The 12,388-nt window shown below is 30.9% G+C and carries 15 protein-coding genes; 14 read left to right on the top strand and 1 reads right to left on the bottom strand.

Going from position 1 to position 12,388, the window contains the following annotated elements:
* The first annotated feature begins 32 nt into the window (after positions 1 to 32).
* The 10 genes from IEW41_RS09670 to IEW41_RS09625 all read left to right on the top strand — a co-directional run bounded on the left by IEW41_RS09670 (position 33) and on the right by IEW41_RS09625 (position 6,327).
* On the top strand, positions 33 to 512 hold the full coding sequence (locus IEW41_RS09670; RefSeq protein ID WP_188606154.1) for a DUF7674 family protein: 480 nt from the start codon (positions 33 to 35) through the stop codon (positions 510 to 512).
* Positions 513 to 695: 183 nt separating this feature from the next.
* Positions 696 to 1,040 (top strand): hypothetical protein, encoded by a 345-nt coding sequence (locus IEW41_RS09665; protein ID WP_188606153.1) that lies wholly within the window; start codon positions 696 to 698, stop codon positions 1,038 to 1,040.
* The gene (locus tag IEW41_RS09660; protein ID WP_188606152.1) at positions 1,027 to 1,227 is read left to right on the top strand and encodes a hypothetical protein; all 201 of its coding nucleotides are present in this window, start codon (positions 1,027 to 1,029) and stop codon (positions 1,225 to 1,227) included. Before IEW41_RS09665 ends, IEW41_RS09660 begins: the two co-directional genes overlap by 14 nt.
* Before the next feature lie 82 nt (positions 1,228 to 1,309).
* Positions 1,310 to 1,720, top strand: a complete 411-nt coding sequence (locus tag IEW41_RS09655) for a hypothetical protein (protein WP_188606151.1) — start codon at positions 1,310 to 1,312, stop codon at positions 1,718 to 1,720.
* Positions 1,721 to 1,812: 92 nt separating this feature from the next.
* Positions 1,813 to 2,316, top strand: a complete 504-nt coding sequence (locus tag IEW41_RS09650) for a carboxypeptidase-like regulatory domain-containing protein (protein WP_188606150.1) — start codon at positions 1,813 to 1,815, stop codon at positions 2,314 to 2,316.
* 92 nt (positions 2,317 to 2,408) lie between these two features.
* Positions 2,409 to 3,017 (top strand): hypothetical protein, encoded by a 609-nt coding sequence (locus IEW41_RS09645; protein ID WP_188606149.1) that lies wholly within the window; start codon positions 2,409 to 2,411, stop codon positions 3,015 to 3,017.
* Positions 3,018 to 3,050: 33 nt separating this feature from the next.
* On the top strand, positions 3,051 to 3,719 hold the full coding sequence (locus IEW41_RS09640; protein WP_188606148.1) for a DNA alkylation repair protein: 669 nt from the start codon (positions 3,051 to 3,053) through the stop codon (positions 3,717 to 3,719).
* Positions 3,720 to 3,852: 133 nt separating this feature from the next.
* Positions 3,853 to 4,683 carry a peptidylprolyl isomerase gene (locus IEW41_RS09635; protein WP_188606147.1) on the top strand — a complete coding sequence of 277 codons (831 nt, stop codon included), beginning with the start codon at positions 3,853 to 3,855 and terminating at the stop codon, positions 4,681 to 4,683.
* 16 nt (positions 4,684 to 4,699) lie between these two features.
* On the top strand, positions 4,700 to 5,056 hold the full coding sequence (locus IEW41_RS09630; RefSeq protein ID WP_188606146.1) for an SET domain-containing protein: 357 nt from the start codon (positions 4,700 to 4,702) through the stop codon (positions 5,054 to 5,056).
* 110 nt (positions 5,057 to 5,166) lie between these two features.
* Complete coding sequence (locus tag IEW41_RS09625) at positions 5,167 to 6,327, top strand: outer membrane beta-barrel protein (RefSeq protein WP_188606145.1); 1,161 nt, start codon at positions 5,167 to 5,169, stop codon at positions 6,325 to 6,327.
* Positions 6,328 to 6,401: 74 nt separating this feature from the next.
* On the opposite strand, the gene IEW41_RS09620 is transcribed toward IEW41_RS09625, so the two are convergent.
* Positions 6,402 to 9,170, bottom strand: a complete 2,769-nt coding sequence (locus tag IEW41_RS09620) for a M16 family metallopeptidase (RefSeq protein ID WP_188606144.1) — start codon at positions 9,168 to 9,170, stop codon at positions 6,402 to 6,404.
* 207 nt (positions 9,171 to 9,377) lie between these two features.
* Here IEW41_RS09620 and IEW41_RS09615 point away from each other — a divergent pair, with 207 nt between their 5' ends.
* The 4 genes from IEW41_RS09615 to dapB are packed head-to-tail and all read left to right on the top strand — an operon-like array spanning position 9,378 to position 12,334.
* A complete protein-coding gene (locus IEW41_RS09615) occupies positions 9,378 to 10,142 on the top strand; it encodes a ParA family protein (RefSeq protein ID WP_188606143.1) in 765 nt (254 codons plus the stop codon).
* Complete coding sequence (locus IEW41_RS09610) at positions 10,142 to 11,041, top strand: ParB/RepB/Spo0J family partition protein (protein ID WP_188606142.1); 900 nt, start codon at positions 10,142 to 10,144, stop codon at positions 11,039 to 11,041. The genes IEW41_RS09615 and IEW41_RS09610 overlap by 1 nt, the downstream gene beginning before the upstream one ends.
* Positions 11,031 to 11,633: a DUF5683 domain-containing protein gene (locus tag IEW41_RS09605; protein ID WP_188606141.1), complete on the top strand. Its 603-nt coding sequence runs from the start codon at positions 11,031 to 11,033 to the stop codon at positions 11,631 to 11,633. Before IEW41_RS09610 ends, IEW41_RS09605 begins: the two co-directional genes overlap by 11 nt.
* The gene (dapB, locus tag IEW41_RS09600) at positions 11,633 to 12,334 is read left to right on the top strand and encodes a 4-hydroxy-tetrahydrodipicolinate reductase (protein WP_188606140.1); all 702 of its coding nucleotides are present in this window, start codon (positions 11,633 to 11,635) and stop codon (positions 12,332 to 12,334) included. Before IEW41_RS09605 ends, dapB begins: the two co-directional genes overlap by 1 nt.
* Positions 12,335 to 12,388 lie beyond the last annotated feature (54 nt).

The following is a 12,388-nucleotide window of genomic DNA, read 5'->3' as shown; positions in this document are numbered from 1 at the left end:
TATAGCCAAACACGTTGTGTGTAATTTGAGAAATGAACGTAATAGAACCCAAATATAAGTATAAAGAGATTGAAAAAGTATTTGAAAAACTGATTTCAGGAAATGCTGAACTAACTGAACATTTTACGAAAGAAGTTAACCTTACAGACTACAATCAAGTGGATAATATTCCTTATGTTGATATTGGCTCGATTTCCAGATTTATCGTCGAAAAAAAACTCGAAAATCAAACTTCTGATTTTGACCTTCTATTTGAAAATATTGAAGATGTTTATATAAATGGCGATAAAGACGTTCGGAATTTCATTACAGTTGGATTATTTGAGGGAATTCAAAATATTGGTGGAGAAAAAATTGAATATCATCATTCATTTAATGAATGGTTAAAAACAGAAACCCAAAATGCGTGGAATGGAATAATTGACTATTGGGAAGGAACTGAATGGAGAATTCCTAAAGACAAACGTGAAAAAAGGGAAAAGGAAATTCAAAAAATCCTGAATAAAAAGTAATAAAAACTACACACAACAATGGCTGTAACTAATTGCTTGTTCTCGCCTACTTACCAAAATTGCTTACGCCAGTTCTTTGCTCGTGTCTCGCGGATTTTCTATTTGGTTTGTATTTGCTAATTTAGTTGCTGAAACCACGCCACTAATCATACACAAACACGAATTGCGCAATTCAAGAGTGAGATGAAATACAATTTAGACTTTCATAAAACAATAATGCCTGAAAGCCGAAAAGCTGACTACTATTTGTCTTGCCTTGACAGTTCAGTTTTCATCGATTTTAATCGTTCTAATGAAAATCTAATATCATTAGTAAGAATATCTTTTGATGGTTATGGTTGCTGTAATCTTGATGAAAAGTCAAAACAATTAAGCCACGAAGATTCTCAGAAATTTATTGAAGAAATTGAACAGGATAAATTGAATCAAGAGATAATAACTAAATTGGTAAAAAACGCTATAAACATCAATAAGAAACACATTTGGGCTGATGCTTTAGAGAAATATAACTTAGATGAAAACGATTAAGAAGCATCCTTACAGATACAGGATTTGGTGGAGAGCAAGATTACCTTGGTTTCTAATCAATCTTGGAATTGCTGATAAAGGTAAAGATTGTGAAATAGTTAATGCTGAACATTCCTGGTATAATATTGACAATGAAACTAGTGGATGTTATTATTGTAGAAAAACAGCAAATGGAAAGAAATGGTAATAAAAAAACTACACATAACTAAATGATAATAAATTGCTTAAACACACAACTAATTATATACAAACACGTTAGCCAACATTAAATGAAACTCAAACTCTGGAATATAATATTGACATTAATATTGTGCTTTAGTTGTGAAACCGACCGAAATCTTGATGGAAATTATTCGGTTTGTAACAATGGAGAATATTTAGAGATTTATTTCAAACAAGACTCAATGAGAGTTGCATCCAACAATGAAAGAGTCAAATTATCCAAATGGAGAAAAATCGAAATCAAAAATGACACTCTTTATTTCGAGACGTTTGGAGAATGGAGAGAGAAAATGAAAGCGAAAATAAATTACACAGGATTTAATAATATTGAAATGCGGTTTTTGGAAACTGATGAAAGACGGAATTTAGAACCTATAAATAGAAATCTTAATTTCGAAAACGAAAAGGAATTCTGGAATGGATTTAATAAACGTATGAATTCCAAAAATTGCAAATAAGAAAATAACGTTAGTTAACAAAGTATATAAAAAATGGCTTAAATACAGTACTAATCTTACACAAAACTGTTGATCACTATTTGAAAACTACTATGAAAATAAAGATTTTTACATTAATCGGAATTACACTTTTGTTAAGTTCTTGCGATTGTTGGATTTCGGTAAATGGAAAAGTTGTTTCATCCGATACTGGTAAACCGATAAGTGGTGCTAAAATTGAAATGATTGACAAAAATCTAACTTCGACTTCTGACCAAAACGGAAATTTTAGCATTGGAGAAATGACTGGATTTTGTTACTCTCCAAAAGTCAGAATCACTTATGACAATCATAAACCTTTTGAAATTGAATTGGAATCTGACTCTGATTTTAAAAACTATAAATTAAAAAAAGAATCCGAATCTGTTGACTTTGACGAACCTTTTTATCCAGACCCAAATAACAGAAATACCTTTATTTTATCAACACAGATTGAAAAATATAGCGGAAGTTTTGAAATAAAATCGGATAGTTTAATTATCTATCTTGATGAAAAAAATCCGACCAAAGAAATTGAACTAATAAAAAGGAAACTAAAAAATAAAAACAGTGGCTAACAAAGTATATAAAAAATGGCTAGTACTAGCATACTTACGAAACTAATAATATTCATAAATGTTGCCATAAATATTAAAGCATCTATCACTAAATGATTAACAAATTTTTAAACGCCAAACATTGGCAATTATTTATCTTAATGTTTGGACTTCCATTTGCATTACAAATTGCAGTTATGATTTCAATGTTTATGAATATTGATTCAAACGGAAATCCAGACCAAACAGGAATGCTGAATATGATGAAGTTGTTTCCAATTATAATTTCCTTTTACATTGGGCTTTTTTTTGGTTGGTTTTGGTCAGTTGGAATTGGATTACAGAAATATGTCCCAACTGATATTAAAATGAAAATTAAAAAATTTAAAGCATTCTTCTTTATTCCACTGTTTTATATTCTTTTCTTATTATTAGTAATCGGAAATGCTTTTTACGGAATTTCATCTGGAAGTAATGGAATTGTTGGAAAAATGTTATTTGTAATTGTTCCAATACACCTGTTTTCTATGTTCTGTATATTTTATTTATTATATTTTGTATCTAAAACAATAAAAACTACTGAATTAAAACGGAGAGTGACTTTTAGTGATTTTGCAGGCGAATTTTTTATGATTTGGTTTTTCCCATTTGGGATTTGGATTATACAACCGAGGATAAATAAAATTATAGCAGAAAAAAATCACAACACCAACATCGTATAAAAATTAATTGCTAGTTCTCGCCTACTTACAAAAATGATTGAATTTATAAATACATTAGAAATAGAATTTGAAAAGCATAAAAATGCTAAAATTGCTTTAGAGCAAAAGGCATATATGCGACATCAATTTCAATTTTATGGCCTAAAAGCAACTGTAAGAAGGGAAATTCAAAAACCATTTTTTATAAAAGAATATCTACCTCAAAAAAGTGAAATAGAACACATAATAAAAACACTTTGGGAAAAACAACAAAGAGAATATCAACACTTTGCTCAGGAACTTGCCTTTAAATATGTAAAACAATTAGAGCTAAATGACATTAATCTATTTGAGTTTATGGTGACTAATAAGTCATGGTGGGACACGGTTGATTTTATTGCTAATAAACTAATGGGAGAGTATTTTAAAACTTTTCCAAACCAAAAAGAGAAATATGTAACCAAATGGCTAAAATCTAATAATATTTGGCTACAAAGGTCTGCTTTGTTATTTCAGTTAAAATACAAAAACAAAATAGATACTGTATTACTGAGTTCGACTATTAATTCTCTATTAAACTCAAAAGAATTTTTCATAAATAAAGCCATTGGTTGGGTATTACGAGAATATAGCAGAACAAACCCAAATTGGGTAATTGAGTTTGTAAATAATACCGAATTGAGTAATTTAAGTAAAAAAGAAGCATTAAGATTATTAAAATAAAGTAGCTATTACATAACGATAAATAAAAATACATTTTAACTAATTTTACACAAAAACGTTAAAGTACATTCGGCTAAAGCCAACTCAAATTACTAACTTAGTCGCACATCATTTACAAACACTTTTTACTACAATGAAACTAGCTTATAAAATAACCTTAACTCTATTAATAAGTGTATTGTTTTTTAGTTTTAAAAGCAACACACCACAAACCAAACCAAACAACAGAGTAACTGTAGAAATGGTGACCAATTATGGTACGATATTGCTAGAGTTATATAACGAAACGCCTTTACATCGTGATAATTTTATAAAACTCGTTAGCGAAAAGGCATACGACAATTTGTTGTTTCATCGTGTTATAGAAAGTTTTATGATACAAGGAGGCGATCCTGATAGTAGAGATGCTAAACCAAATACAGCACTTGGCGAAGGTGATTTAGGTTATACTGTACCTGCAGAATTTAATCCAGATTTGTTTCATAAAAAAGGTGCTTTGGCAACTGCTAGAGAAGATAACCTAGACAGAGCATCTAGTGCTATACAGTTTTTTATTGTGCAAGGTAAAATCTTTAATGATAGTCTGCTAGATATAGCAGAAACAAGAATAAATACTAAGCTTGCCAGACATGAGGTTATTAACGATGTGGCAAACAAACAACTTTGGAATGACTATCAAAATGCTTTAGAGGAAGAAAACAATGAAAGCATTAAAGACTATAGCGATAAGATAGATGCCATTGCTAAAACCTACACCAATTATACTAAATATACCATACCACAATCGCATAGAGATATTTATAAAACTATTGGTGGCACGCCTCATCTAGACCAAAACTATACTGTTTTTGGTCAGGTTATTAAAGGTATTGAAGTTGTTGATGCTATTGCAGCTGTAAAAACAGACGATAGAAACAGACCTATTGAAGATGTGCTCATCTTATCGGTTAGAATATTAAAATAATTACACATTATATTACATGACTACAATAGTTGAAGTAAAGCATTCTCCTGTGCATGGCAAAGGCGTTTTTGCAACACGAAATATTAAAAAAGGTGAAGTTATTGTAGAGAGCCACATGGCTTTGGTGCATGTTAATGAAAACCTACCAGAAGCCTTGGCAACACTTCAGTTTCCATGGACAGATGAGTATGATGCTATTTGCTTAAGTGATGTTGGGAGCTTTTTTAATCATCACAACCAACCTAGCGCAGAAATTATAGCTCGCGATTTTACAAACCTAGTACAAACTTTTGCTGCTAAAACAGATATTACAAAAGGTGATGAAATTACTATTTATTACAATGATGCTTTTGAGAAGTTTATAAATGAGTAAAACAAAAAAAAACTACCAATAAATGTTTAGGATATTTCATACAAATGCTATTTATTTGTCAAGTTTTAATTAACCATTTAACTAAACAATATTATTTAAAACCATTAGCAATGAACAAATTGTTTCTTTTTTTTATATGTTTTGTCATATATACAACTAATTATTCTCAAGTTACTTTTGAAACTGGCAGTATTACAAAATTTAATGGTGAAACCATTAATGGTTATGTAAAAATTCTATCTGATGTTGAAATTGAATTTAAAACTACTCTCGATGCTGAGTCTAGTAATTACAATAATAAATCGATTAAAGGATTTTCATTAGCTGAGCCTGAAAGAAAGTTTGTTTCGAAAACCATTAAGAAAACTAATGCTTCTTATTTCTTTGAATATATTGTTAAAAGCGAAGTATCATTACTATATGTAAACAATAATTATTACATACATAGTGAAGAAAATGATATCATTTTGCTAGAAATAAAAAAAACAAATGAAGTAACTAAAAAAGGTACTTTTGAAAGCTCAATTAGCACATATAAAGGTGTTTTAAGCTATTATGCAAAAGATTGTCCAGAAGTACAAGAAGAAGCTCAATCCGTAAGTTTTAAGCGTAATAAACTTGCAGACTATATAATAAAGTTAAACGAATGTCGAAAAGCTGATAGTGAAAATTATTCTTACACATCTCGTATCGATTTATTAGAAATTAGTTTTACTGTTGGATCAAACTTTGCTAATTTTCAAAACACAGGCGCAGAACCATATAAAACTCGTGGTTCAAGCCCTGGGTTAAGTGTAGGTAGCTTTATTAGTTTTTCTCCAGATATTACAAGATTAAATTTAACTTTTCAACTTGGACTAGAATACAATCAAAAAAAGGTTGACTATACATACAAAACAGAAAATTTAATATCTGAAAGAACTATTACTCATGATGCAGCAGTTATTGAACCTTTTGCCGCAATAATATACCAACCACTTTATAACAAGAAAAGCCTTTTAAATCCGTACATTGGTGTTGGTTCTTCTTATGGTTTTAATTTAAAAAACGATGTTACTAAAAAAGACATAATTACTGATGAAGCTTATGAAGTAAAACCAGATCAAAGCTTTTCTGTTATGTTAAAAGCTGGAACTTTTATAATGATTAAAAAACAAAAGTTCGTATTTGAGATTAGTTATACAGACTATAACTATCAACACACAAATTATGTAGAAGATTATGGTACAAATCTACAATTAAAACTAGGTTACGTATTCAGTATTAAATAAAAAAATAGTTCTGATTAATAAAACAAAAAAACCTGCCAATAATGACAGGTTTTTTTATGTATAGCAAACTGTAATTAGTCTACTTTTTTGGTTTCATTTTTAATTTCTAAATTTTCAAAATCACCACCATTTACTACAGTCCAATTTTCATAAGCTTTAAAGTATTTTTTAATTACTCTATTAACATCTGCAACTGTAAGTGCTTTTACTTTAGCTTCTACATCTTTTTGGAAATTCATATCTCTATCGTAGTACAAGTTATTACCAATAGTACCAGCTAACTCATTGTCTTTAGCTCTAGATACGTTTTGTTCTTGTACCCAACCATTAACTACATTAGTAAGTTCTTCTTCAGTAATACCATCTGCTATAAAACGAGCAATTTCTTCTCTAAATCCTTGTTGTACTTTAGCAGCATTTTCTGGATTGTAAATAGCATAAATATACATTGATGAATTTTTGTCTTTAGGATCTCCATCAACACCAACATTACCTCCTGCTCCATAGCTCACACCATCTTGCTGACGTAAACGTCCTGCAATACGTGAGTTTAAGAAACCTCCTCCAAAAATTTCGCCAGCAACTTGCAACGCAGCATAATCATCATCATACTGGCTCGCTTCAAAACCTAAAATACCTAATGTAAAGGCATTCTTTTTATCTGGTGTGATAATTTGCTCGTTTGCTGGTTTACTTGGCTTATACGGATTACTAATTTCTGTATAAGGCTTAGTGTTTTTAAAGCTTCCGTATTCTTTTTCAAAATATCCTTTTACAGCTTGCTCATCCATATTACCTATAGCAACTAAAGACGCACTATTAGAGATTCCGTAAAAATCTTTGTAGTAAGCTTTTATAGCATCAACAGTAACTGCATTTATTGCTGCAATTTCTTCTTCTAAAGTCATTGCATACGATGGATGTCCTTTAGGAAAGTTGTTATTTAGGATTCCTATTTGTCTAGACACAACCGATTGTGGTTCGTTTTTGCTTTCTTCAAGTCCAGCTAAATCTTGAGTTTTTAGCTTTTCTAATTCTGTAGCATCAAACACAGGGTTTTTAAGCATATCTGTCATTAAAGCTAATGTCTCCATTAAATTTTCTTCAGTACTATTTACATAAGCAAACGTACGACCAGTACTTCCGTTAAAAAACACCGACGATTTTAATGCGCTTAATTTATCTTCAATATCTTGTCTAGATTTAGTTTTAGTCCCTTTATTAAGCATTCTTGCTGTATAACGAGCTACTAAACCTTTATTCATTAATTGCTCAACAGTACCATTACGCATAGTAAAGTTTAAGTTAACCGTTTTACCACGATTATCTTTTTTAATAAAGCCATATTCAATATTGCTTTTAGTAAGCATTCCAGACTGTAATGCTTTTTGAATATTATCATAAGACACATCAAAAGCTTCTCCTGCGTTTAGAGCCTCTTTACCTTTGTAATTACTTACTAAAGCATCAACACCTTCGGTATGCTCAATATCAACACGTATTGGTTGTTTACTTGGCACAAAATTACCTACAGTTCTGTTCGTATTAATTAAATAACGTTGTATAGCTGCATTAACTTTATCTGGAGTCATAGCCTCAATACGATCTCTAAAAATGAATGATAATCTCCAGTCGCCAGCTCCAATAAACTCGCTCATATAAGTTCCTAAATATGATGAGTTTCTAAAGATTTGATCTACTTGCTTTAATATATTAGCTTTTGCTCTATTAACTTCTGCTTCAGTAACAGGGTTTTTTGATAACCCATCTAAAGTTGATAGTAATGTTGTTTCTGCTTCTGCTAACGATTTATCAGAAGGCACATCTACATTGATATACAAAAACGAAGGCTCTTTAGTGAATGGAGTAAACGACCATATTCCTGATGATTTTTTACCATCTACTAACGCTTTGTATAAACGACCTGAAGGTTCGTCAGTAAGTATTGCTTCGGCAATTGCTAAAGCTGCTGCGTCTTCATGAGATCCTGCTGGCACATGATATAATGCAGAAACAATTTGTAAATCGCCAACACGACTTAATGATACTCGCTTTTCGCCATCTTGTGCTGGCTCAACAGTTGGAATATCTCTTAAAGGTGTGTCTGGGTTTTTAATTCCTCCAAATTTTTTAACAATAAGTGCTAATGTTTTTTCAGTTTCAAACTTACCTGTAACCATTAAAATAGCATTATCTGGACGATAGTATTTTTTGTAAAATGCCTGTAAATTTTCAATTGGCACACGTTCAATATCAGAACGGTTACCAATAGTAGATTTTCCGTAATTATGCCATAAATATGCAGCACTAATTACCTTTTCCATCAATACACCAGTAGGTGAATTTTCACCACTTTCAAACTCATTACGAACTACAGAAAACTCCGATTCTAAATCTTTTTTAGCAATGTATGAATTTACCATTCGGTCTGCTTCTAAATCTAAAGCCCAATCTAAATTTTCGTCTGTGGCATTAAACGTCTCAAAATAGTTAGTACGATCGTACCACGTTGTTCCGTTTGGTCGTGCACCATGAGAAGATAATTCTTCAGGAATATTAGGATGATTAGGAGTGCCTTTAAACACCATATGCTCTAACAAGTGAGCCATACCTTTTTCACCATAACCTTCATGACGAGAACCTACCATATAGGTAATGTTAACTGTAATTGTTTGAGCAGAATTGTCAGGAAACAGAAGTACTTTTAATCCGTTATCTAACGAATACTCTGTAATTCCTTCAACACTTGCTCCTTTTTTTAGTTGTGCTTCTGCAGAAAAAGAAATTGCTACAAGCAAAACAAATGAGAATGTAATTTTTAATAAATAATTGATTTTTTTCATAATGAGTTGTTAATTGATTGTCTATAAAGATAGTACATACTTTATTAAGAAATAAAATTTAAAATAAATTTAACGCAGAAATAATCCTTTAACATTATAAATAAATTGATTTTAACAGGAAGATGCTGTAAATACAATGTTAACAAGTTACATTTTTTAAACTCACAAATAATCGTATTTTTACGTTCTCAAAAACCAAATCAATTAATGGGTAAAATCATTGCAATTGCCAATCAAAAAGGAGGCGTAGGTAAAACAACAACGTCAGTAAATTTAGCAGCTTCCTTAGGAGTTCTGGAAAAAAAGGTCCTACTTATAGATGCAGATCCACAAGCTAATGCAACATCTGGTTTAGGTGTTGATGTTGAAAGTGTTGAGATAGGCTCATACCAACTTATAGAACATTCGGCTACTGCTGAAGAATGTATTATAAAAACAACAGCTCCAAACGTAGATATTATTCCTGCTCATATAGACTTAGTTGCTATTGAGATTGAGCTTGTTGATAAAGATGAACGCGAGTATATGCTTAAAAAAGCTATTTCGCATTTAAAATCGTCATACGATTACATACTTATTGATTGTGCACCTTCGTTAGGTTTATTAACATTAAATGCGTTAACATCTGCAGATTCTGTTATTATACCAATACAATGTGAATATTTTGCGTTAGAAGGTTTAGGAAAATTATTAAATACAGTAAAAAGTGTTCAACGTATTCATAATCAAAATCTAGATATTGAAGGGATGTTGCTTACAATGTACGATTCGCGCTTGCGATTATCTAATCAGGTTGTAGAAGAAGTACAAAAGCACTTTAACGATATGGTATTTGAAACTATAATACAACGTAATGTACGTTTAAGTGAAGCGCCAAGCTTTGGTGAAAGCATTATAAATTTTGATGTGAGTAGTAAAGGTGCAGCAAATTATTTAAGTTTGGCAAAAGAAATTATTAAAAAGAATGACTAATGGCGAAGGCAACTCAAAAACAAGCTTTAGGTAGAGGCTTATCTGCTCTCTTAAAAGACCCTTCAAACGATATTAAATCTGTACAAGATAAAAATGCAGATAAAGTTGTAGGTAATATTATTGAATTGGAATTAGATGTTATTGAAATCAATCCTTTTCAACCACGTACAAATTTTAATGAAGAAACACTTCGCGAACTTGCTTCATCTATAAAAGAATTAGGTGTAATACAACCTATTACAGTTCGCAAATTAGATTTTAATAAATACCAATTAGTATCTGGAGAACGTCGTTATAGAGCTTCAAAACTTATTGGACTAGAAACCATTCCTGCATACATACGTATTGCTAACGACCAAGAATCGTTAGAAATGGCTTTAGTTGAAAATATTCAGAGACAAGATTTAGATCCAATTGAGATTGCACTTTCTTACCAACGTTTAATTGACGAAATTAACCTTACTCAAGAACAAATGAGTGATCGTGTTGGTAAAAAAAGATCTACAATTGCTAATTATTTACGTCTGTTAAAGTTAGATCCAATTATTCAAACAGGAATGCGTGATGGATTTATAACTATGGGTCATGGTCGTGCTATAATTAATATTGAAGACCAAACGAATCAGTTAGATATTTACGAGAAAATTATAACTAATCAGCTTTCTGTTAGAGACACAGAAGCCTTAGTGAAAAATTATCATACTACTAAAAAAGTTAAGATTTCTGATAAAGAAGAACTTCCATCTTTTGTTAAAAATGGCGTTAAAGATTTCTCGGAATACTTTGGACATAAAATAACCGTTAAAGTGAGTAAGAACGGAAAAGGAGCCATTACTATTCCTTTTCATTCTGAAGAAGATTTTAACAGAATTAAAAAATTGGTTCAAAGTGCTAAATAAGCAAAGACATAGCATCCTTATATTTTTTTTAATCAGTTGTATTGGGTTTTCTCAAACTGAAACTGATAGTACTAAAACTGAAATTTCTACCAATTTAGTGGTTATTGATAGTGTTGTAAAAAAACCTATAGATGCTTTATCTCCATCTAAAGCCGCTTTTTACTCAGCTGTTTTGCCTGGTTTAGGTCAAGCATACAATAAAAAATACTGGAAAATCCCAATAGTATATGCAGCTATTGGAACAGGAGTTTATTTCTACATTCAAAATGATAAAGATTACGATCGTTATCGCGATGCTTATAAAAGGAGATTAGCAGGTTTTACAGACGATGAGTTTTATGGTCCAACTCCTGGATCACCTCGTGTTACTAGCGATGGACTTATTAGAGCGCAACAAACATTAAAACGTAACAAAGAATTATCATTACTAGTTACTATTGGCTTTTACGCTTTAAATATTATCGATGCTAACGTTGATGCGCATTTATTGCAATATAATGTAGATGAAAATTTAGCCGTAAGACCTCACTTTCAGTATAATGAATGGGAAAATTCATCAGATTTAGGTTTAACTTTAAACTTTAAATTCTAATGAAAATAGCTTTACTAGGTTATGGCAAAATGGGTAAAGTTATTGAAGGCATCGCTATTCAAAGAGGTCATTCAATCGTTTTAAAAGTAACTAGTCAAGACAAAAATTATAATCTAGCTGATGTAGATGTAGCTATAGATTTTAGTACTCCAGAATCTGCTGTCGATAATATTACAAACTGTTTAATGAATAATGTTCCTGTAATATCTGGAACTACAGGCTGGCTAGCTAACTATAATAAAATGGTAGAGCTTTGCCATGAAAAAAATGGTGCATTTATTTATGCATCAAATTTTAGTCTTGGCGTAAATATCTTTTTTGAATTGAATAAAACACTTTCAAAATTGATGAAAGGATTGCCTCAATACTCAACTAGTATTGAAGAAATTCACCATACACAAAAGCTTGATGCACCTAGTGGAACAGCAATTAGCTTAGCAAACGATATTATTACAAATTCTGAATACAAAAACTGGACATTAGAAACTCCAAAAAATAATGAATTAGGCATTACAGCCAAGCGAATTGAAAATGTTCCTGGTACTCATGAAATAACTTACGAGTCTAGTGTAGATACTATTCAAATAAAGCACACAGCACATAATAGAGATGGATTTGCTTTAGGAGCTGTTATTGCAGCCGAATGGATAGTTGGCAAACATGGTATATTTACCATGAAAGATGTGTTAAACATAGGTTAATTAGATAATTAGATGTAACAATCTCTATTAATTTACAACCGATTAAAAAACAAA

The sequence above is a fragment of the Aquaticitalea lipolytica genome (assembly GCF_014641635.1).
GTDB classification, from domain to species: domain Bacteria; phylum Bacteroidota; class Bacteroidia; order Flavobacteriales; family Flavobacteriaceae; genus Aquaticitalea; species Aquaticitalea lipolytica.
The sequence above is the reverse complement of the archived record's forward strand: the minus strand, read 5'-3'. Positions and strand labels throughout refer to the sequence as shown.